Source organism: Marinobacter sp., assembly GCF_965229985.1.
GTDB lineage: Bacteria > Pseudomonadota > Gammaproteobacteria > Pseudomonadales > Oleiphilaceae > Marinobacter.
On sequence record NZ_OZ245935.1, the window covers coordinates 1,068,904 to 1,090,994 of the forward strand.

Here is a 22,091-nt window from a genome sequence, read left to right on the forward strand (position 1 = left end):
AATAAACAACGCGGCCCTCTGGGGGCCGCGTCTGGTAGGGCAATGGTTAACCGATACGGTAGTTGGGCGATTCTTTTGTGATGGTCACATCGTGCACGTGGCTCTCACGCATGCCGGCGTTGGTGATGCGCACGAATTCCGGCTTGGTCCGCATTTCTTCCATGGTCGCACTACCGGTGTAGCCCATGGCCGCACGCAGACCGCCGACCAGCTGATGAACGATGTTACGCATCGGGCCCTTGCAGGCAACGCGGCCCTCGATGCCTTCCGGCACGAGCTTCTCGATACCTTTACTGGCATCCTGGAAATAGCGATCGCTGGAGCCCTGCCCCATGGCGCCAATGGAGCCCATGCCCCTATACGCCTTGTAACTGCGCCCCTGGAACAACTCTACCTCGCCAGGTGCCTCATCGGTGCCTGCCAACAGACTGCCGATCATGACACTGTGGGCGCCAGCGGCGATGGCCTTGGCAATATCACCGGAGAAACGGATACCACCGTCCGCAATCACTGGAACTCCAAGCTCCTTAAGGGCTGCCGCCACGTTGGAAACCGCTGAGATCTGCGGTACGCCGATACCAGCCACAATGCGAGTGGTACAGATGGAACCGGGACCAATACCCACTTTCACGGCATCCGCGCCGGCTTCTGCCAGGGCAAGTGCCGCGTGTGACGTGGCAATGTTACCGCCAATCACCTGAACATCCGGGAAGTTTTTCTTGATCCAGCTAACACGCTCGATAACGCCACGGGAATGGCCGTGGGCCGTATCCACAACGATCACGTCAACGCCGGCCTCGGCCAGTGCGGTAATCCGTGCCTCGGTGTCACCGCCGGTGCTGACCGCTGCTCCAACCCGCAGACGCCCCTGATCATCCTTGCACGCCAGCGGATAATCCTTGGCTTTCTGGATATCCTTCACGGTGATCAGGCCGCGCAGCTCGAAGTTGTCGTTGACCACGAGGACCTTTTCGATCCGGTGACGATGCAACAGTTCTTTCACTTCCTCGAGGCAAGCGCCTTCCTTCACCGTAACCAGCTTCTCTTTCGGGGTCATGATGTCCCGAACCAGCGTATCCATACGGCTTTCAAACCGGATATCACGGCCCGTCACGATACCGATCAGGTCGTGCCCATCTACGACCGGCAGGCCGGAAATGCTGTTTGCCATGGTGATATCGACCAACTCACGAACGGTGGTCTCTGGCGATACGGTAATCGGATCCTTGACAACACCACTTTCGAACTTCTTGACCTTGCGGACGGCAGCCGCCTGTTGCTCAACGGTCATGTTCTTGTGCATGATGCCGATACCGCCTTCCTGGGCCATGGCGATGGCCAATTCTGCCTCGGTAACGGTATCCATGGCGGATGACAGAAGAGGGATGTTGAGGGTGATACCCTTGGTCAGCTGGGTTTGCAGGCTAACCTCGTGAGGCAGCACTTCTGAATATCCGGGAACCAGCAGAACGTCATCAAATGTGAGGGCTTCTTCGGCAATTCGCAGCATTGGGATCCGCCTTTTGATCGTGCTAAGTTGGGAATTTCCGTGCCGTACCCGCGGCGGTACGACAAAGCAAAATCCTTAATCGATCTATTATAATGGGGCTCTCGGGGACAGTAAACCGGGGCGTTTTTAAGGTTCGATTGCATCTTTTTGAAATTTCGCTATTTTTACCCTTCCTTTTTTCGGCTATTGCGTATGTATAACGACGGATCAGGACCGGCGGCGCCGCATCTTCAGGACACCCGGCCCCGGGCGCTCAGTGTCAGCGAGCTCAACCACCAGGCCAGACATCTGCTGGAGTCCAGCTTCATGCAGGCGTGGGTGGAAGGCGAACTCTCCGGATTCTCACGCCCCTCCTCCGGCCATTGGTACTTTTCCCTGAAAGACCGCAAATGCCAGGTTCGCTGCGCCATGTTCCGGGGAATGAACCAGCGTATTCGGACATTGCCCAAAGAGGGTGATCAGGTTCGGATACGCGGCAAGGTGACCCTCTACGAGATCCGGGGCGACTTCCAGATCATCGTTGAGCATATTGAGCCAGCGGGGCTCGGCGCTCTGCAGCAGGCCTTCGAGGAGCTCAAGCGCAAGCTGCTGGCCGAGGGTCTGTTTGATCAGACCAGGAAGAAACCACTGCCGTCCCTGCCCCGGCACATCGGTGTGGTTACCTCCCCCACCGGCGCCGCGATACACGACATACTGACCGTCCTGGCCCGTCGCTGCCCCGCCATTCCCGTGACACTTTACCCCACGGCTGTTCAGGGCAAGGCCGCCACGGCCGATATTGTTGGCGCCATTGAAGCCGCCCAGAGCCACGGGGTTGCCGACGTGCTGATTATCGGTCGCGGCGGTGGCTCCTTGGAAGATCTCTGGTGCTTCAACGAAGAAGCGGTAGCCCGCGCCATTGCCGCTTGCCGGATTCCCACCGTGAGCGCGGTTGGCCACGAAGTGGATGTGACCATTGCGGATTTCGTGGCGGATCTCCGAGCACCGACACCGTCGGCGGCAGCTGAAAAGATTTCACCGGATCAGTCTGACTGGCTCAGACAGCTCCGTGAGCGGCAATTCCGTCTTTCCAATGCCATGAGCCTTGCCCTGAAGCGCCTTGGTACCCAGCTCGGGCACCTGGGTGCACGGTTGCGGGACCCGCGACGGGAACTTCTGGAGAAAGCCCAGCGGATGGATGAACTGGAACTGCGACTTCAGAAGGCTATCCGACAGCGCCTGACAACGGTGGGCGTGCGCAATGATCACCTACGCCAGAGACTGGTCATGCAGTCACCGCGCCGCCAGCTTTCTGATAGCCGGGAAGCCCTTCGGCGCGTGGGCGAACGACTGACTTCTATCATCCAGCAGGATCTGAGCCACCGCCGGGAAAACCTGGAACACGCGGCGCAGACCCTGAACGTGGTCAGCCCCCTGGCAACCCTTGGCAGGGGGTATGCGATCGTCCGCGACAACCAGGGGAACATCATCCGGGAAGCATCTGAAGTCGGCCCGGGCGATACCATTTCCGCCCGGGTTGCCAAGGGTGAAATGAAGGCAAAGGTGACGTCGGTCAAATCTGCAGAGGAAACTGGCCCCTAGAGCGCGCAGACTAAGCCAATGGTCTACTAGTCCATGATTTCAAACGGCCTAAAGTTGTCAGGAAACGTATTAAAACAACAACAGGCACGATGAGGTGGAATGTATGGACTACCACTCGGAGTTCCGGCGGTCGATAGACAAACCGGACGACTTCTGGCGTGAACAGGCGGAAAAAATTGACTGGATTGAACCGCCGAAAACCATCTGGCAGCCAACAGACAATGGCCACGGGGAGTGGTTCCCCGATGGCACCCTGAACACCTGCAATATCGCGCTGGATGCCAACATCCGCGCAGGCCGTGGTGACCAGAAAGCCCTGATCTACGACTCTCCGGTTACCGATACCCAGCGTTCCTACACCTACAACGAACTGACCGACGAGGTTGCACGCTTCGCCGGTGCCCTGAAAGACCGGGGCATCACCAAGGGTGACCGGGTCATCATCTACATGCCAATGATCCCGGAAGCCGTCATTGCGATGCTGGGCTGCGCGCGGATCGGGGCTATTCACTCTGTGGTTTTTGGCGGCTTTGCTGCCCACGAACTGGCCGTGCGCATTGATGACGCCAAACCCAAGGCCGTGATTACCGCCTCCTGCGGCATTGAAGTCGCCCGCGTGATCGAATACAAGCCGCTGGTCAACAAGGCCATCGATCAGGCCAGCCATAAACCGGAAACCTGCATTGTTTACCAGCGTCCCCAGGTGAAGGCCGACCTTCAGGCTGGCCGGGACCACGACTGGAACGAGTTGATGAAAACGGCTGAACCCGCCAACCCGGTGCCCGTCAAGTCAACGGATCCGCTCTACATCCTTTACACCTCCGGTACCACCGGAAAACCCAAGGGTGTGGTGCGTGATAATGGCGGTCACGCGGTTGCCCTAAACTACAGCATGAAGCTGGTCTATGATGCCAAACCCGGCGATGTTTACTGGGCCGCCTCCGACGTTGGCTGGGTCGTTGGCCACAGCTACATCGTTTACGCCCCACTGTTTGCCGGCTGCACCACAATCCTGTACGAGGGCAAGCCGGTGAAAACGCCGGATGCCGGCGCATTCTGGCGTGTGGTACAGGACCACAAGGTCAACATGCTGTTTACCGCTCCGACCGCATTCCGGGCCGTCCGCAAGGAAGATCCGGAAGCGGATCAGTTGTCACGCTATGACATCAGCTCACTGAAACGCCTGTTCCTGGCCGGCGAGCGCCTGGATCCAGCCACCTATGAATGGCTGAAGGAACATACCGGCCTGCCGGTTCTTGACCACTGGTGGCAGACCGAGACGGGCTGGGCCATCTGCTGCAACCCGGTGGGTATCGAATTGATGGCCACCAAACCGGGATCTGCGACCGTGCCCTCACCCGGCTACAACGTTCAGGTGGTGGACATGAAAGGCAGCCAGATGCCCGCCGGCGAGCAAGGCCAGATTGCCGTGAAACTGCCCCTGCCGCCAGGCTGCATGATGACGGTCTGGGGCGACGACGAGCGCTTCCGCAAAACCTATCTGGAACCGATATCGGGATTCTACAGTTCCGGTGACGGCGGGTTTATTGACGATGACGGCTATGTGTTTGTCATGGGCCGCACCGATGACGTGATCAATGTGGCCGGCCACCGTCTTTCCACCGGCGAGATGGAAGAAGTGGTGGCTTCACACCCCGCCGTTGCCGAGTGCTGCGTGGTAGGTGCTCACGATGACATGAAAGGGCAAATTCCCATCGGACTGGTTCTCATCAAGGATGGCGCAACCATCGACCATGACGAACTGGAAGACGAACTGGTGGAGATGGTTCGCGACAAGATCGGTGCCATCGCCTGTTTCCGTCGCGCCCTGGTAGTGGACCGACTTCCCAAGACCCGTTCCGGGAAGATCCTGAGACGGGTTATCCGTCAGATCGCTGATGGCGAGGAATACTCGGTGCCCAGCACCATTGATGATCCGGCCATTCTGGAAGAAATCAGCGAGCAATTCCGCCACTGACGGAAGCGCCCTGAACCCTGCCCGCCCCCGGTTAACGGGGAGCGGGCATTTTTTATTCAATCAAATCCCAAGCCGTTGTTTTTGCCGACAATAAAACCTGCATGAAAGGTGCAAAAATTTCGTTGACGCCCCCCAAAGTCGGTCTATACTGAAATTGCTGTGAAAATACAGCGGTATTTGGTGAATGCGTTTCAACGTCCTGCCGAAGTGCTCTTCGTTGCCCCTTCCTCAGTACTCTCTGGATTTCTCAGCAACGATTCCATGTGGAATTTTGAAGGTCCCGTGAGGGCAAATTACAGAAAGACAGGAAAGATCAATGTCCGATACTAAAACCGGCCACGTTAAGTGGTTTAACGAGTCCAAAGGCTTTGGCTTCATCGCTCAGGACGGTGGCAGCGACGTGTTTGTTCACTACAGCGCAATCAACGCAAGCGGTTTCCGTACCCTGACCGAAGGCCAGCAGGTACAGTTCACCGTAACACAGGGCCCGAAAGGCCCGCAGGCGGAAAACGTTACCCCGGTCTGAGGGTTTACGTTCCGTCCTTTGCCCCTCACGGGCATCGGAAAACCAACAAGCCGGCATTCGTGCCGGCTTGTGTCGTCAGGGCAGTGCGGTATCAGGCACCGGCTGTTTCAGCCTCCATTTCCTTCCTGGGCATTTCAACACCCACCGCCTGGGCTACCGCCGAAAACAGTGCCTGCAAAGTAGCAGACGTGGTGTCCTCTGCCAGTGCCGCTGCACTGCAATGCATACCGCTTGCGGTCAAGCGGATACAGGCCAGAGCGTTGGCATTAGTGCCCTCACCCAGGGCAAATTCGTCGTAAGCCTCGACGGCGATGGAGATACCAAAGCGCTTCTCCAGCGCCTCCGATACGGCCTCCACAGCGCCCAGCCCATGGCCATCCAGACGAATCGGCGACGCATCGCGACCCACTGACACCTCGGCGTGCACACCCTCTTCGTCACGGTGCAGGTCGTAGGAACGCAGAGCCCAGTCGGCGTGGACTTTCAGGTAGCGATCCTCGAACAGGCGATGAATGGTCAGTGAGTCAATCTCACCACCGTTGGTTTCCGCTTCTCGCTGCACCACCTTGCTGAACTCGATCTGCAGCCAGCGCGGCAGGCTGATGTTGTAATCCCGCTCCAGTACATAGGCGACACCGCCCTTGCCAGACTGACTGTTGATTCGCACCACTTCCTCATACCGGCGGCCGACATCAAACGGATCGATGGGCAGGTAAGCGACATTCCAGGTCTCCCCTTCCTTGCGGCGCGCCAGGCATTTTCGGATGGCGTCTTGGTGGCTGCCTGAGAAGGCGGTAAAGACAAGCTCGCCGGCGTAGGGATGACGCGGATGGGTGGAAATCTCGGTGCAGGCCTCGACTACCTCTACGATCTCTGCCATGCCGGACAGATCCAGTGTGGGATCAATGCCCTGGGAATAGAGGTTCATGGCCATGGTCACCAGGTCCATGTTGCCGGTGCGCTCACCGTTGCCCATCAGGGTACCCTCGACTCGGTCGGCTCCGGCCATCACCGCCAGCTCCGCAGCGGCCACGGCGCAGCCACGATCGTTGTGGGTGTGCACGCTGATGCTGATGTGCTCACGGCGCTTGATGTTGTCGCAGATCCATTCAATCTGGTCGGCGAACACATTCGGTGTCGCCATTTCAACGGTGGCAGGCAGGTTGATAATCATCGGCTGGCCCTCTTCCGGGCGCCAGACCTCACTTACGGCATCAATCACTTCCGCAGCGAAATCCAGTTCGGTTCCGGTAAAGCTCTCCGGTGAATACTGGAAGGTCCACTCGGTTTCCGGGTGGCGGGCAGCAATGTCACGAACCAGCTTTGCACCATTGACGGCAATATCCCTGATGCCATCGCGATCCAGTCCAAACACCTGCTCCCGCTGAACCGTGGAGGTGGAATTGTAGACATGCACGATCGCCTTCCGGGCGCCGGCAAGTGCTTCATAGGTGCGTTCGATCAGTTCAGGGCGAGCCTGGGTCAGCACCTGGATCTTCACATCCTCGGGAATGCGGTTTTCTTCAATCAGTTTGCGACAGAAATCAAAATCCGGCTGGCTGGCAGCGGGAAAGCCGATCTCGATTTCCTTGAAGCCCAGCTTGACCAGCAACTCGAACATCCGCGTTTTCTGGGCAACAGACATGGGCTTCACCAGCGCCTGGTTGCCATCCCGAAGGTCAACGGCACACCAGGTGGGCGCCTTCTCGATGACCTTGTCCGGCCAGCGACGGTCGGTTTTGGCAACAGGTTTGAACGCAACGTATTTGCGATGATCGAAAGCCATGCGTGTAATTCCTTGCGGTTTCGGGAATGAAATTATCAATGCGTACAGGTTAACGCGATAAAGCTGGAATTTGATTGCGAACTTCAACGGGAATGGGTACTTTATAATCTATAAATTGCCCACAAAATAGGATTCGTGGAATTTTATGGCTGAAAATCAGAAAACCCTCGTCAAAATTGACAAGATGGACCGTCGAATCCTCGAACACATCCAACAGGATGGTTCCCTGACCAACCAGGAACTGGCAGAGAAAGTCGGGCTGTCACCTTCACCCTGCCTGCGCCGTGTGAGGGCTCTCGAGGATGCTGGCATTATTGTCAGAACCGTCACTATTCTGGACCACAAGAAGCTTGGCCTCTCACTGACCGCGATCATACTGATTGGTATGGACCGGCATACGCCAGAGCGATTCGCGGCCTTTGAAGAGCAGGTGGCCGAGTACCCGGAGGTGCAGGAGTGCTACCTGATCACCGGCCAGGACGCCGATTACATGCTCAAGGTGGTGGTGCCGGACATGGACCACTACCACCATTTCCTGTTGAACCGTATCACCCGCATTCAGGGGGTCAGCGGTGTACATTCCAGCTTTGTACTCCGCAGAGTAATCGACAGTACCGCCCTGCCCCTGGGTTATCTTTCCTGATTCAGGCGACAAGCTCGCGAACGTAAGCCCGGGCCATGCACTTGAGTTCCTCCACCAGTTGCCGGCCCTGTCCCTCCGGGAGGGTCACTGCCAGCCGCAGCACAGTGCCCGCGGACCGTGGCAGCAACAAGCTTGCTGTCCAGCGCCGGGCGTCAGCGATCTGGGGGCATTCCTTTCTGAGCTTCTCGTCCAGGTCCCGGGCGTTGGTGTACAGCTCTCTCAGATCCAGCTCCCGGAGTTCCGGCATGGCCTCCACGCCGCTCCAGATAGCCGAACAGGCAGGCTCATCGCGGTAAAATTCGTAGAACTGATCAATGAGAACGTCTACCGCATCAACCACGCTCAGTTCCTGTAAACGCTCCCTCAGAGCACGTTCCATCTTCTCCACATGCTGTTCAGCAATGGCATGAACGATGGCCGCCTTGTTGGGAAAATACCGATACAGGGAGGCCAGGGACATTCCCGACTGCCGGGCAATGGCTGACATGCTGACAGCCTCGACGCCGGTCTCGTGAAAAATGGCGGCGGCGTGGCGAAGGATGGTGTTGACGCGTTCCCGGCTGCGCGCCTGGACCGGCCGGCGCCGCGGGGCCACATCAATAGATTCGTCGGTCATCATCTGTACCTTGTGCAACAGGCTCCGTACAATAATGGCCACTTTACGACAAATAAAGGCTTCGGCGGACCAACCGCCGCCTGTCCATTAGTCTAACACTTCAGATTTATTACAAACGGAAGACACGATGCGAGCAAGCCGTTACCTGATTGCCACCCAGAAAGAGACCCCCGCTGACGCCGAGATCATCAGCCACCAGCTGATGTTGCGTGCCGGCATGATTCGTAAACTGGCCGCCGGGCTTTACACCTGGTTGCCAATGGGCCTGCGCACCCTGCGTAAGGTTGAGCGGATTGTTCGCGAAGAAATGGACAAGAGTGGTGCCCAGGAAGTATTGATGCCAGCGGTCCAGCCGGCCGAGCTCTGGGAGGAATCCGGGCGCTGGACCCAGTACGGCGGCGAATTGCTGCGAATGAAAGACCGCCACGGCCGGGATTTCTGTTTCGGGCCGACCCACGAAGAGGTCATTACCGACCTGATCCGGAACGAGCTGAGCAGCTACAAGGAACTGCCGGCCAATTTCTACCAGGTACAGACCAAATTTCGGGACGAGCGTCGCCCCCGGTTTGGCGTCATGCGGGCCAGGGAATTTCTCATGAAGGATGCCTACTCCTTCCATCTGAACGCAGAGTCTCTGAACGAAACCTATGAGCTGATGCACCGCACCTACTGCGCCATCTTCGACCGGTTCGGCCTCGATTACCGTGCAGTACAGGCGGATTCCGGCGCCATAGGCGGCAACGCTTCCCACGAGTTCCATGTACTCGCATCCTCCGGCGAAGACGACATCGTTTTCAGCACAGAGAGCGATTACGCGGCCAATATCGAGAAAGCTGAGGCGGTAGCGCCGGGCGGAGATCGCCCTGCCCCGGCCGAGGAGATGAAGGAAGTCGCCACGCCAGACCAGAAAACCATCGAGGCGGTGTCCGCGTTGCTGGGCATTGACCCCACCCGCACGGTCAAGACTCTGCTGGTGAAGGCCGAAGCGGACGAAGACGGCAATTCCGGCCTGATCGCTCTGGTTCTGCGCGGCGATCACACCCTGAACGAGATCAAGGCCGAAAACCTGGCCGGCGTTGCCGAGCCTCTGACCATGGCCACCGATGAGGAAATCGAGCAGGCTGTCGGGTGCAAGGCCGGGTCTATCGGACCGGTAAAACTCAATGTACCGGTGATTGTTGACCGTAGTGCTGCCCACCTGGCGGACTTTGTCTGCGGCGCCAACCGAGAAGGCTTCCACCTGACCGGTGTGAACTGGGACAGGGACGCAACGCTTGACCGTGTGGAAGACCTGCGCAACGTGGTTGAGGGCGACGCCAGCCCGGACGGCAAGGGCACTCTGGAAATCCGTCGCGGGATTGAGGTCGGCCATATTTTCAAACTCGGCAACAAATACAGTACCGCCATGAACGCCACGGTTCTGGATGAGAACGGCAAGACCGTAATCATGGAGATGGGATGCTACGGCCTCGGCGTTTCCCGGGTTGTCGCTGCCGCCATTGAGCAGAACCATGACGACAACGGCATCATCTGGCCGGACGCCATCGCACCGTTCCAGGTGGCCATCGTGACCCTGAACGCCCACAAGTCACCCACGGTTGCCGAAGCCGGTGAAAAGCTTTATGAGCAGCTTCGCCAGGCGGGCTACGACGTGCTTCTGGATGACCGCAAAGAGCGCCCGGGCGTGAAGTTCGCCGATATGGAACTGATCGGTATCCCGCACCGGTTCGTGGTGTCCGAGCGCGGTCTGGCAGCAGGAACCCTGGAATACAAGGGCCGGCGGGATGCGGAGAAACAGGATGTGCCGGTGGCCGAAGCGCTGCCATTCCTGGTAAATGCCTCGCCCCGCAAAGGACTGTGAAAGGATCTTTGAATCCGTGCCCGCCTCCGGGCGGGCTTACCTCTGGCTACCCACGATCCCCGGCTCCATTTCCAGCGTTACCCCGAAACGGTCTGCCACCGATTGACGGATCGTCTCCGCAAGCTCGAGTATGTCGGCGCCAGTGCCGCCCGAGTGGTTAATCAGGACCAGTGCCTGCCGGTTATGAACGCCCACCCGGGCATTACGGAACCCTTTCCAGCCACTTTGATCAATCAGCCAGGCCGCGGCCAGTTTAACGCCGTGCTCCTGGGGATAGGCCACGATATCGGGGTTCCGTTCCCTGAGAGCCTCATAGGTTATGCTATCCACCACCGGGTTCTTGAAGAAACTTCCGGCGTTCGGAATGATGTCCGGGTCCGGCAGCTTGCGTCGCCGGATGGCCATTACGGCCTCCGCAACCTGCAGTGGGTCAAGGGCGGTTTCCGGCGTATCACCCAGGTATTCCTGAAGATCCCGATACCCCAGCACCAGGGGCCGTGAGCGGGACAGGCCCAGACGAATTTCAGTGATCACATAACGGCCCGGTGTCTGTTTGAACAGGCTGTCTCGGTAAGCAAACCGGCACTCCGCGTTTTCCAGAACTATCAGCTCGCCCGTATCACGATCCAGCGCCGTGACAGATTCCAGACAATCGCAGAGTTCCACTCCGTAGGCACCGATATTCTGCACAGGCGCGGCACCCGCGGTTCCGGGAATCAGTGCCAGATTCTCGATACCGCGATAACCGGCCCGGGCCGCATAAAGAACCGCCTCATGCCAGTTCTCACCAGCGCCAAGCACCAGGGTGGCCTTGTGATCCTGGATGTGCGCCCAGCGGCGTCCACGAATGGCCAGACGGACCACCAGGCCCATAAAGTCGCCGGCCAATACCAGGTTGCTGCCACCACCGAGAATCAGCACTTCGTGGTCTTCGGACGCAGCCCAGTCCAGGGACCGGGCCAACTCTTCGGCGCTGTGAACCTCCACGTAGAAGCGGGCCCTGGCCGGCACATGCAGGGTGTTCAGCGCCTCCAGTTCGACGTTTTCCCGGATCTCCGGCTGCTCACTCAAGCCAGGCGCCCCGGATGTCCGCCAGCAACCCCTCGCCAGCCTCGTTTATCAGATCAAGCACGGTTTCAAACCCTTCGTCACCGCCGTAGTACGGATCTGGCACTTCCTTATGCGCCGAGCGGCCATACTCCAGGAACAGTGCTGGCCGGGTGCCGCCGTTCTGATGCCAGAAATCCCTGATGTCGGCCAGGTTCTGGCGATCCATTACCAGTACGTAGTCGAAGGTATCCAGATCCTCTGGACTGAACTGGCGTGCCCGCAACCCGCTGATATCAATGCCCCGGCGCGAGGCGGCCTCCTGGGCCCGGGTATCAGGACTCTTGCCAATATGCCAGTGACCAGTGCCACAGGAATCGATGTGAACTTTTTCCGCGAGGCCAGCCTGCTCCACCAGGGAACGAAACACCCCTTCGGCACTGGGCGAGCGACAGATGTTGCCCAGACAAACGAAAAGTACCTTTACCGGTTCAGCCATTGTCGATCTCTCTCCTTTCCAGCCAGTTGCGGACCCGTTGCAGATCGGCTTCCGTGTCAATCCCGCCCGGCGGGTTCACGGCAGCCACATCCACGTGGATCCGGGCGCCGTTGTAGAGCGCCCGCAACTGTTCCAGGGATTCGGTAACCTCTGTGGGGGCAGGCGCCCAACTGACAAACTGTGCAAGCACCGAAGCACGGTAACCATAAATTCCGATATGCCGGAAATACCCCATATTGTGTGGCAAGGAGATGTCGACGCCCTTCAGCGGCGTACCCCCCTGCCACTGGTCCCGGGCCCACGGAATCGGTGCCCGGCTGAAGTAATGTGCCATCCCCTGGTGATCAAACACCACCTTGACCACGTTGGGATTAAAGACCTGCTCCGGGTCATGAATTCGCTCGCACAGGGTGGCAATGGCGGCTTCCGGATACAGCTCCAGGTTGTCGGCCACCTGATTGATCAGTTCCGGCGGAATCAGGGGTTCGTCACCCTGCACGTTGACCACCCGGTGGTCGGCCTCGAACCCGAGCGCCCGGGCAACTTCCTCGAGTCGGTCGGTGCCACTGGCATGATTCGGGGATGTCATGACCACCTCGGCACCAAAGCCTTCGCAAGCGGTGCGGATTCGGTCGTCGTCGGTGGCCACAACCACACGATCTGCCCGGCTTTCTGCAGCACGCTCGCAGACGTGCTGGATCATGGGCTTTCCGGCAATTTCCGCCAGCGGCTTGCCTGGCAGGCGACTGGAGGCATAGCGGGCCGGGATCACAACGGTAAAAAACATGAGGTAACTACCCTGATGGACTTGGGTTCAGCGCTTGTGCAGACGCTCATCGGTGGACAGGGTCCGGGCCTCTGTGGCCAACATCACCGGAATTCCCTCGCGGATCGGGAACGCCATGGCGTCCTGATAACAGACCAGCTCGGTTCTGTCCTCGTTAAGCTTCAGATCGCCCTTGCAGACCGGACAGGCCAGCATCGCCAACAGTTTCTTATCCATGTTGCTCACTCACTCGAAATCACGAAGTTATAGGCTCGGAACACTGGCGAACACGGGCCAGAAACGCATCCCGGAACTGTTCCGGCAACCTGGCCTCAACCACCAGGCTCCACGCATTCTCGGGCGCGAACTCCCGGCATTTCACCGCATCCTTTGCCGTCATGACAATCCACTCATCGGTCTCGGTTGTCAGATCTTCCGGGCGGAACCGGTGATGATCCGGAAAAGCCGTCTCGGTGACCGATGCACCCAGGGCCCTGAGCGTATCGAAAAACCGGGCCGGATTGCCGATGCCCGCTACCGCCTTGACCGTTTTCCCCTTCAGTTCTCCGACAGCTCTGCACGCCCCCGATTTAAGGTGGATCAGGGTCGCGGGCTCCAGAACCATGGAATAAATGGCCGGATGGTCAACGCCGACAAAACTCTCCAGAGCCTGCTCCGAGAGTCGCTTGTCGTTTACGATAACAAAATCCACGGAAGCGAGCCGGGAAACCGGCTCTCGCAGGGGACCGACCGGAATCAGGGCGCCATTGCCGATGCCCCGCTGCCCATCAAATACCGAGAGTTCGAGATCCCTGGGCAATTTGTAATGCTGTAGACCGTCGTCACAGATCAGCAAATCACCAAGGTTGTTCTCGATAGCAAAATCTGCGGCGCGTCGACGCTCGGGATCAACAACCACCGGACAACCGGTGCTGAGTGCCAGCATCACCGGCTCGTCACCGGCTTCGGCGGGGCTGGTATCTGCTGCGACAACCAGCGGGTATTGGCCGGCGTCACCGCCATAACCCCTGCTGAGGATGACCGGTCGCCAACCGGCAGATGCCAGTTCAGAGACAAGCCATGCGGTAAGCGGTGACTTCCCGGTTCCACCGGCGGTGATATTGCCAACCACAATAACCGGAACCGGAAGCGAGACATCCCTTGCGTCCCAGGCCGAACGGCGACGGGCCTCTGCGATGCTTCGGTACAACCAGGACAACGGAGCCAGAAAGCCCAGGGGCCGTTTACTGCCATACCAAAGACGTTCAACCAGCGAGCTTATGGCGGATTGCACCGCGCTCATGGCTGCTCGCTGAACTGCATCTGATGCAGCTGGGCGTAGGCGCCGCCAGCAGCAAGAAGTTCGTCGTGGCGACCGGATTCTGCGATTCGTCCGTTTTCCATCACCAGAATCCTGTCGGCTTTCTCGATGGTGGAAAGGCGATGCGCAATGACCAGTGTGGTACGACCCTGCATCACTGTTTCCAGCGCCTCCTGGATGTGCCGTTCAGATTCAGTATCCAGCGCCGATGTGGCCTCATCAAGGATCAGGATCGGGGCATTCTTGAGCAGTGCCCGGGCAATCGCGAGCCGCTGTCGCTGCCCACCCGAGAGCATTACGCCATTGTCGCCGATCATGGTGTCCAGGCCTTCGGGCATGCGGTCGATAAACTCAAGGGCGTGCGCCTTCGCGGCGGCCTCGCGAATTTCTTCGCGAGTACAGTGCCGGAGCGCGCCGTAAGCGATGTTGGCGGCGATACTGTCGTTGAAAAGCACCACATTCTGGTTCACCAGTGCAATCTGGGAACGCAGCCCCTTCAGGGAGAACTCCTTCAGCGAATGACCATCGATGCGGATATCGCCGCCGGTGTATTCATAGAATCGTGGAATGAGACTCACCAGGGTGGACTTTCCACTCCCAGAACGACCGACGAGTGCCACACTCTGACCGGCAGGAATGCTGAAGGAGATACCTTCCAGAACATTGTCGAGCTGGTCCCGGTACCGGAAGGACACCTCATCAAACTCGATGTCGCCCTCAACCCGATCCGGAGAGTAGGTACCCGGATCCTGCTCCGGGGCTTCATCAATGGTTTCGAAGACATCGTAGGCCGCTGCAACACCCTTCTGGATCTTGGCATGAACCGAGGTGACCTGACGGATAGGCTTTGCCATGGTGGTTGCAGCGGTGATAAAGGCAACGAGCTGCCCCGTGGTCATTTCGCCACGGATTTCCGGCGCGAGCATCATCCAGACCAGTCCGGCAATGGCGATGGCGACCAGTACCTGGATGACTGGAACGCTGATGGCCTGGGTGGATGCCATCTTCAGACTTTGCTTGAGGTTTTTATTGTTAACCTCTTGAAAACGATCGCGTTCATAATCCTCGCCGCCAAAGGTGCGAACAACGCGATAGCCGGTAATCGACTCTGAGGCCACATGGGTTATATCGCCCATGGAGCCCTGGATCCGCTGACTAATCTTGCGGAAGCGTTTGCTGGCATAGCTGACAACCGCGGCAATAAGCGGCCCCACCGCCAGGAAAATCAGTGTGAGTTTCCAGTTGGTGTAGAACATGTAGCCCAGCAGACCGACGATGGTCAGGCCTTCACGGAGGGTAATGGTCACGGCATTGGTCGTCGCCTCCGCCACCTGCTCAACGTTGAAGGTGAGCTTGGAGACCAGGCGTCCGGCTGCGTTGTCATCAAAATACCGGGACGGCAGTGTCATCAGGCGATCGAATACGTCATTGCGCAAGGCATTAATGACCTGGCGACCAACGTAGCTGATGAAATACTGGCTCAGGAACGTGCCGAGCCCCCGGAAAGCGAACACGCCTACAATAACCAGAGTGAGAATCAGGCGGTTCTGCTCGGTGGGGTTCTCGATAGCCGCTATGACGTATTCCATGGCCGCCGCCATGCCGGTCGATGCGGCGGCGTAGATGATGTTCCCAAGTACCGCCAGGGAGAAAGCCAGCAGGAAGGGCTTCACATAAGCGAGCAGGCGTTTGTAGGTTTGCCAACTGCCCGTTGGCAACCCGGCCGAGGGGTCGGGCAAAGGCTCGGTTACCTTCACTGGTTCTCAGCCTCCCGCTCAGTGGTAATACTGAGCTTGGCGAATCCCAGACGTCCGGCAACGTCCATGGCCCGAACCACAAACTCGTGAGGCGTGCGGGCATCAGCGGTGATTATGAAGGGAAGCGAATTGTTGCCTTCAGCCAACTCACGCACACCCCGTTCCAGCGTCTCGCGCCGGTTATTGACCAATGTCCGGTCGTTCAGGATGTACTGTCCCTCGGCATTGATCACCACATCAATCTGCTGTACTTCCGATGCCGGCGCGGGCTCGCCACTGGCCTCGGGAAGCTCAACCTGCATATGGCTTTCCCGGGTAAAGGTTGTGGAAACCATAAAGAAAATAAGCAGCAGGAACACCACGTCGATCAGTGGTGTCAGGTCTACCCCGACTTCCTGGCTTCTCTGGCGCTTGAACTTCACGGCGTTCAGGCTCCTTCCACGTCGATTTCGCGGTCTCCGTGTACTACCTCAACCAGCTTGATGGCTTCCTGCTCCATACCGACGACCAGCTCATCCACCCGGCGAATGAAGTAGCGGTGGCAGATCAGCGCCGGAATCGCCACGCTCAGGCCGGCAGCCGTGGTAATCAGCGCTTCGGAGATGCCGCCAGCCAGGTTGCCCGCGTTGCCAACTCCGGCCAGCTGGATCTCGGCGAACACCTTGATCATGCCAATAACCGTGCCCAGCAAACCCAGCAAAGGGGTAATGGTCGCGACAGTACCCAGCGGGTTCAGGAAGCGCTCCAGATCATGGATAACCTGGCTCGCCTCGTGCTCGATGCTCTCTTTCATGATTTCGCGGCCATGCTTGGCGTTAAGCAGGCCACCGGCCAGAATCCGGCCCAGGGGCGAGGAACCCTGCAGGGCTTTCAGCTTCCGGCCATTGAGTTCTTTTTTCTTGATCCAGCGCCATAACTCGTTAATGGTCTGGGGAGGCGCTACCCTGGAGGCACGAAGGGTCCAGATACGCTCCAGAATGATGGCCAGCGCCAGAATGGAACAGGCAACAATTGGCACCATGAGAATGCCACCGGCTTTCAACAGCTCGAACACGCTTGGTCTCCCTCATTGTTTGCAAGCCGCGCTACTTTAGCATAGCTACCGGTGGAGGCCACACCTGCAATGTCACGGTATTTTACATTGATCACGGGCAAGCCCCGGGCCGCCAATCCAGAACGGCGACCGATGGCGCATTTCCTTTAACGCCAACCGGTTATCCTCAATCGTCATCACGATGCTGCCGGAACAGGCTGTATTCAGCGATACGGCACCGATCCCGGCATAGCGGGCGGTAACCATCGGGTGAGGATGGCCATAACGGTGTCGATAGCCGGCGGTATAGATCACCTGACCCGGCTTCAAGGCCTTGACCCAGGCTTCGGAGGATGACGTTTTGCTGCCATGGTGGGGCGCGACAATCACTCGGGTAACCGGCGCCGGAAGATCCTCTCGATCAGCGAGATAAGCCAGATACCGGGCTTCCATGTGGTCGGTGATATCCCCCGGCAGTAGCCATTCGGTGCCTGATTCGGGATGGTATATCCGCAGCACACAGGACGCATCGTTACCTTCTGTCGCCCCCTCCCCCTGCCAGAATTCCAGCATCAGGCTGCCGAGTCTTTGGGATGATCGTTTGCAGCCCCAAACCGGCAGATCGGCAACCTGCTCTCTGACCGCTACCGGCTCGCCAGCGATGACTTTTCCGACTTCAATCTGCCGGGTCAATTCGGATACACCCCCGGCATGATCACTGTCTGCGTGACTGATCACCAGGGTATCAATCCGCCTGATGCCCTCGGCCTCAAGATTTGGCAGGAGGGTCGATTCAACAGCCGAGAATACACCCGGAACGGCAGGGCCTGTGTCGTAGACCAATACCTCATGCCCATGACGGACAAGAACCGACAGGCCCTGGCCAACATCCCAGACCCGTATTTCCGGCGCGCTCAAATAGGGATTCTTCACCGAGGTCGGGCCCGGATACATCAGCCATGACACGGCCGACAGAGCGGCAACAAGGCGAAATCTGGCAAACGGCATAAAAACCAGGGTCACAGTCAGCAACGCCCAACCCACAATCTCCGGAACACTGGCTTCAATGCCCGGCGCCTGCCACTCCGCGAACCATGTCAGCACGTACCAGAGCACGCCCAGAGTCCAATCGAACAGTGGCACAAACAGCTGGGCGGCGCCGGGCACAACGGCCGTGATCAACCCGCCCGCGACCAGTACTGGCATGACTACCAAGGATACCCATGGGATCGCTGCGAGATTTGCCAACAAACCAACCAGGGGCTGTCCTTGCCCAAATATCTCCAGGATTGGCCACAAACCGCCGAATACGGCCAGCTGCGCAACGACGAGCCCGGTCAACGAGCCGGTTCCCTCAAGCCGCGCCGAAAACACAGCAATCAGCACGGCGACAGCCGTGAACGACAGCCAGAACCCCTGATCCAGTGGCGCAAAAGGATCCAGCAGAAGAACAGCCACCAATGCAGCCAGAAAGGCCTGCCAAACCGGCGCCTGACGACTCATAAGAATCAGCCAACCGCCTGCAACCACCATGACCAGGGCGCGACGGGTCGGCACGGTAAAACCGGCCGCCAGGGCATAAATCAGGCAACAACTTAGAACCGATGCGAAGACAATCCAGCGTCTGGCCTCGTCACTGACCCTTCGGGCCGGCAACGCCAGCAACAGTCGCCTGCACAAAAAGCCGGCACCCAGCGCAACCAGCCCCAGATGCAGACCCGATATCGCTACCAGGTGAATGGTGCCGGTCGCCTTGAGTACATCCCAGTGCTTCTCTTCCATATAGCCGCGATGGCCAATTAAGAGCGAAGAAACCAGCGGAAAATGCCTGGCATCGCCAAACTGCTCCGTGGTCCAGTGTTTAAGGGAAAGATGGAGACTCCGGTACTGGCAATGCAGCAAACACCTGACCGTTGAGTCGACCTGAACACTACGGACGCTTCCTGTGGCCCGGTACCCCTTCCGAAAAAGCCAGTCCTCGTAGCGGAAGCCTGCAGGGTTGAGGCTGCCATGAGGGCGTTTGAGAGCGACTTCCAGCCGCAGGCGGGCCCCGGGAAGTTGTTCATTCCCGTGACCATACCAGGACAATCTGAGCAGGCGCGGCATCCTTGCTTCCTGCCCGGTTTCGATGGGAAGGTTGTGCCACTGGGTGACACAGAAACTGAAACGTAAACTGTTGAAGCTTCCTTTCGAAGGAATGTCGCACAGGTATCCCGAGACCGCGAGGCGCTCCCGTTCAAGACTGCTCGGAAGGGTGGTCGAGAGCCGTTCACCAGCATGCCAGGAGGCCCAGAGCAGTCCGGCAAGCAGGCCAAAGGCGAACACTGTTAACCGGGTGGCGACGGTCGATAAAGAACAGGAAAAGGCAAGAGCGAGCAGCAGTATCGCGGCGATCAACCATTCGGGAGGTGGCAGTATCGACAACCAATACAGTAAGATAACGCCAAAAGAGAAGGCGATCACGCCCACTACTGCTGAACCGGACGTGCCAAGAGAGCATGCCGGGCGGTTGATACTTCCGGACAATCCTTGTCCTCCTGTATGTCACAAACACCGGCGACATCCGATGAGCCGGTATATTAACTCCGTTTAAAGGCAGAACTTCCAATGCCAAAGAAGTTCATGAAACGCTATCTGCCCTCACCAGAGAAGGTGCAAGCGATGCAGTCGCTGAGCTTTCTGGGCGATATTCTTCATGAACCGAACCTATGGCACATTAACCGTCACAGTGTCGCCAGGGCGTTTCTGGTCGGTATCTGGTTCTGCTTTATTCCAATGCCCTTCCAGATGCTTGCGGCAGCCTTCTTCGCCATCTGGTTCAATGCCAACCTACCGCTTTCAGTGGTTCTGGTCTGGATCAGCAACCCGGTGACCATGCCGCCGATGTTCTATTTCAACTACAAAATCGGGGCCTGGGCCCTGGACCGTCCCGTACTCAGCTTTGAGTTCGAACTCTCCTGGTCCTGGATCAGCGAGCGGCTGCTGGATATCGGCATTCCCCTCTATCTCGGGTCCCTGGTGGTCGCAACGGTTTCCGCTTGCGTGGCCTACCTGATTATCCAGTATCTGTGGCGCCGGAAAATTCGCTCTGACTGGCAGGTGCGGCGCACCGCTCGACTCAGGCGCCGCCGGGCGGCTGATCAGACTTCCTGAATCAACCGGCCCTGTTCAAGCCGCATGACCCGCCCGAGGCTTCGGGCCATTTTCATATCATGGGTTACCATGACAAACGCAATGCCCAACTGATCCCTGAGAGACTCGATCAGTGCCTGGACTCCCTCGCCGGTATGTTCATCCAGGTTACCGGTCGGTTCATCCATCAGCACGCAGTCCGGCTCATTTACCAACGCACGCGCTATAGCCACCCGCTGACGCTCGCCCCCGGAGAGCTCGCCAGGCTTGTGATCAAGCCGTTCGGCAAGGCCAACCCGCTCCAGTAAGCTGCTTGCCTTGTCGCGCGATTTCGACACCGCCATGCCACCCAATGCACAAGGCATCATGACGTTCTCAAGCGCCGTAAATTCCGGCAGCAAGTGATGAAACTGATAGACAAAGCCCAGATGGGCGTTGCGAAACTTTGCACGCCGCGACTCGGAGAGCCGGTGAATGTCCTCACCACAGATAGAGATCTGGCCGGACGACGGCTTGTCGAGCCCGCCCAGAAGATTCAGCAAGGTTGTTTTTCCGGCACCGCTGCTGCCAACGATGGCAACGGTCTCACCCTGGGCAACTTCCAGTGAGATATCTGAAAAAATGGTGAGCTTTCCGGGGCCCTCGTTGTAGGTCCGGGTCACCTGGCGACAGTCGATCACCGGGGCAGAATGCGCCATAGCGGAAGGTTCCTTATTCATAGCGAAGCGCCTCCGCCGGATCCACCCTTGAGGCCCGCCAGGCCGGGTAAATGGTTGCCAACAAGCTCATGGCAAGGCCGGCGCCGCTGATTATGAAAACGTCCTGCCATTGCAATTGGGACGGCAGGTAGCTGATAAAGTAGACATCTGCGCTTAGGAACTGGTGCCCAAGCGCACCCTCCAGCCAGGAGATAAAGGCGCTGATGTTGAGTGCCCCGAACACACCCAGCGCCGTGCCAACGATGGTTCCGAAGATACCGATGACCGCTCCCTGAACGATAAAGATGCGCATGATCCGACCCGGCGTCGCTCCCATGGTTCTCAGGATCGCGATGTCACCGGTTTTATCAGTAACCACCATCACCAGCGTGGACACGATATTGAAGGCCGCCACAGCGACGATAAACATCAGAAGCAGGCCGATCATGGTTTTCTCCATGCGGATGGCCTGGAACAGATTGCCGTGGGTGCGGGTCCAGTCGGATACGTAGTATCGGCCGCCCAGGGCCTCAGCGGCCTGCTGCGACACCTTGGGCGCTGCGAACAGGTCATCCACCAGCAGGCGGACGCCTTCGGCCTTACCCCCGGTGCGCATTAGCTTGGCGGCATCATCCATGTGGATCAGGGTGTAGTTACCATCCAGCTCAGCCCCGACACTGAAAATGCCCTTGACCGTAAAACGCTTGAGCCTTGGCAGTACCCCTGCTGGCGTCACCGAGGCTTCCGGCAGCACCACGGTCACCTTGTCACCCACCTGAAGACGCAGGCTGGCCGCCATCAAGCGGCCGATGATGATGCCAAACTCGCCGGAGGCCAGATCATCCAGCCCACCTTCGATCATATGATTCTCAATGATGGACACCGTGCGCTCTTCTTCCGGCAGGATGCCATTAAGCATGACGCCACGAACATTCCCGCCCCCGGTGACCATGCCCTGCCCCTGAATGAATGGAGCCGCAGCCAGCACCCGGGGATGCTCCTGTACCCGTGCATCAACGGACTGCCAATCATCCAGTGGGCCGGCGCCCTGTATGGTGGCGTGGGGAACCATCCCGAGAATTCTCTGCTTGAGTTCCCGGTCGAAGCCATTCATGACTGACAGCACGATGATCAGCACCGCCACCCCCAGCATCAGCCCGATCATCGAGGTCAGGGAAATAAAGGATATGAAGTGATTGTGGCGCTTTGCGGCCGTGTATCGCAAGCCAATGTAAAATGATAAGGGTCTGAACATGAAGAGGTGCCTGTTGCTACCTTCAGGTCTGTCGTGGTCTGGTTTTCCCGAGTACCTTCTACCTTCCAGCACGGAGGGAAAC

20 protein-coding genes are annotated in these 22,091 nt (G+C 58.4%); 6 read left to right on the forward strand and 14 right to left on the reverse strand.

The window, feature by feature from the left end; translation table 11 throughout:
* Positions 1–46 precede the first annotated feature (46 nt).
* Positions 47–1,510 carry an IMP dehydrogenase gene (gene guaB / locus ACO06L_RS04855; protein WP_202347513.1) on the reverse strand — a complete coding sequence of 488 codons (1,464 nt, stop codon included), beginning with the start codon at positions 1,508–1,510 and terminating at the stop codon, positions 47–49.
* A 192-nt stretch (positions 1,511–1,702) separates the two neighbouring features.
* Here guaB and xseA point away from each other — a divergent pair, with 192 nt between their 5' ends.
* From xseA to ACO06L_RS04870, 3 genes are all read left to right on the forward strand, one after another.
* Positions 1,703–3,091 carry an exodeoxyribonuclease VII large subunit gene (xseA, locus tag ACO06L_RS04860; RefSeq protein WP_202347512.1) on the forward strand — a complete coding sequence of 463 codons (1,389 nt, stop codon included), beginning with the start codon at positions 1,703–1,705 and terminating at the stop codon, positions 3,089–3,091.
* A gap of 103 nt (positions 3,092–3,194) precedes the next feature.
* Positions 3,195–5,069 (forward strand): propionyl-CoA synthetase, encoded by a 1,875-nt coding sequence (locus ACO06L_RS04865; RefSeq protein WP_202347511.1) that lies wholly within the window; start codon positions 3,195–3,197, stop codon positions 5,067–5,069.
* Positions 5,070–5,385: 316 nt separating this feature from the next.
* Complete coding sequence (locus ACO06L_RS04870) at positions 5,386–5,595, forward strand: cold-shock protein (protein ID WP_008169155.1); 210 nt, start codon at positions 5,386–5,388, stop codon at positions 5,593–5,595.
* Between the two features lie 91 nt (positions 5,596–5,686).
* Here ACO06L_RS04870 and leuA read toward each other — a convergent pair whose 3' ends face one another.
* Complete coding sequence (leuA, locus tag ACO06L_RS04875; RefSeq protein ID WP_421845376.1) at positions 5,687–7,381, reverse strand: 2-isopropylmalate synthase; 1,695 nt, start codon at positions 7,379–7,381, stop codon at positions 5,687–5,689.
* Between the two features lie 145 nt (positions 7,382–7,526).
* Here leuA and ACO06L_RS04880 point away from each other — a divergent pair, with 145 nt between their 5' ends.
* Positions 7,527–8,024, forward strand: coding sequence for an Lrp/AsnC family transcriptional regulator (locus ACO06L_RS04880; protein ID WP_069183406.1), 498 nt, complete (start codon positions 7,527–7,529; stop codon positions 8,022–8,024).
* Position 8,025: 1 nt separating this feature from the next.
* Here the strand turns inward: ACO06L_RS04880 and ACO06L_RS04885 are convergent, their stop codons facing one another.
* On the reverse strand, positions 8,026–8,640 hold the full coding sequence (locus ACO06L_RS04885) for a TetR/AcrR family transcriptional regulator (RefSeq protein WP_202347543.1): 615 nt from the start codon (positions 8,638–8,640) through the stop codon (positions 8,026–8,028).
* Between the two features lie 127 nt (positions 8,641–8,767).
* Between ACO06L_RS04885 and ACO06L_RS04890 the strand changes: the two genes are divergently transcribed.
* Positions 8,768–10,501 carry a proline--tRNA ligase gene (locus tag ACO06L_RS04890; protein WP_064230159.1) on the forward strand — a complete coding sequence of 578 codons (1,734 nt, stop codon included), beginning with the start codon at positions 8,768–8,770 and terminating at the stop codon, positions 10,499–10,501.
* A gap of 36 nt (positions 10,502–10,537) precedes the next feature.
* On the opposite strand, the gene murB is transcribed toward ACO06L_RS04890, so the two are convergent.
* The 9 genes from murB to ACO06L_RS04935 all read right to left on the reverse strand — a co-directional run bounded on the left by murB (position 10,538) and on the right by ACO06L_RS04935 (position 19,450).
* Entirely contained in the window at positions 10,538–11,572 is a 1,035-nt protein-coding gene (gene murB / locus ACO06L_RS04895; RefSeq protein WP_202347509.1) for a UDP-N-acetylmuramate dehydrogenase, read from the reverse strand.
* Positions 11,565–12,047: a low molecular weight protein-tyrosine-phosphatase gene (locus tag ACO06L_RS04900; protein WP_202347508.1), complete on the reverse strand. Its 483-nt coding sequence runs from the start codon at positions 12,045–12,047 to the stop codon at positions 11,565–11,567. The genes murB and ACO06L_RS04900 overlap by 8 nt, the downstream gene beginning before the upstream one ends.
* Entirely contained in the window at positions 12,040–12,834 is a 795-nt protein-coding gene (gene kdsB, locus ACO06L_RS04905) for a 3-deoxy-manno-octulosonate cytidylyltransferase (protein WP_202347507.1), read from the reverse strand. The genes ACO06L_RS04900 and kdsB overlap by 8 nt, the downstream gene beginning before the upstream one ends.
* Before the next feature lie 27 nt (positions 12,835–12,861).
* Positions 12,862–13,050, reverse strand: a complete 189-nt coding sequence (locus tag ACO06L_RS04910; RefSeq protein WP_064230163.1) for a Trm112 family protein — start codon at positions 13,048–13,050, stop codon at positions 12,862–12,864.
* 19 nt (positions 13,051–13,069) lie between these two features.
* Entirely contained in the window at positions 13,070–14,116 is a 1,047-nt protein-coding gene (gene lpxK / locus ACO06L_RS04915; RefSeq protein ID WP_202347506.1) for a tetraacyldisaccharide 4'-kinase, read from the reverse strand.
* Positions 14,113–15,891 carry a lipid A export permease/ATP-binding protein MsbA gene (msbA, locus tag ACO06L_RS04920; protein WP_202347505.1) on the reverse strand — a complete coding sequence of 593 codons (1,779 nt, stop codon included), beginning with the start codon at positions 15,889–15,891 and terminating at the stop codon, positions 14,113–14,115. Before msbA ends, lpxK begins: the two co-directional genes overlap by 4 nt.
* Complete coding sequence (locus tag ACO06L_RS04925; protein WP_202347504.1) at positions 15,888–16,313, reverse strand: ExbD/TolR family protein; 426 nt, start codon at positions 16,311–16,313, stop codon at positions 15,888–15,890. Before ACO06L_RS04925 ends, msbA begins: the two co-directional genes overlap by 4 nt.
* 5 nt (positions 16,314–16,318) lie before the next feature.
* The gene (locus tag ACO06L_RS04930) at positions 16,319–16,945 is read right to left on the reverse strand and encodes a MotA/TolQ/ExbB proton channel family protein (protein ID WP_069183399.1); all 627 of its coding nucleotides are present in this window, start codon (positions 16,943–16,945) and stop codon (positions 16,319–16,321) included.
* A gap of 72 nt (positions 16,946–17,017) precedes the next feature.
* Positions 17,018–19,450 (reverse strand): DNA internalization-related competence protein ComEC/Rec2, encoded by a 2,433-nt coding sequence (locus tag ACO06L_RS04935; protein WP_227715952.1) that lies wholly within the window; start codon positions 19,448–19,450, stop codon positions 17,018–17,020.
* 81 nt (positions 19,451–19,531) lie between these two features.
* Here ACO06L_RS04935 and ACO06L_RS04940 point away from each other — a divergent pair, with 81 nt between their 5' ends.
* Positions 19,532–20,077, forward strand: a complete 546-nt coding sequence (locus ACO06L_RS04940; RefSeq protein ID WP_064230168.1) for a DUF2062 domain-containing protein — start codon at positions 19,532–19,534, stop codon at positions 20,075–20,077.
* On the opposite strand, the gene lolD is transcribed toward ACO06L_RS04940, so the two are convergent.
* Together lolD and ACO06L_RS04950 are read right to left on the reverse strand one after the other, a co-directional pair.
* Positions 20,065–20,754, reverse strand: coding sequence for a lipoprotein-releasing ABC transporter ATP-binding protein LolD (gene lolD, locus ACO06L_RS04945; RefSeq protein ID WP_064230169.1), 690 nt, complete (start codon positions 20,752–20,754; stop codon positions 20,065–20,067). The genes ACO06L_RS04940 and lolD overlap by 13 nt on opposite strands.
* 13 nt (positions 20,755–20,767) lie before the next feature.
* Positions 20,768–22,009 (reverse strand): lipoprotein-releasing ABC transporter permease subunit, encoded by a 1,242-nt coding sequence (locus ACO06L_RS04950; protein ID WP_202347503.1) that lies wholly within the window; start codon positions 22,007–22,009, stop codon positions 20,768–20,770.
* Positions 22,010–22,091 lie beyond the last annotated feature (82 nt).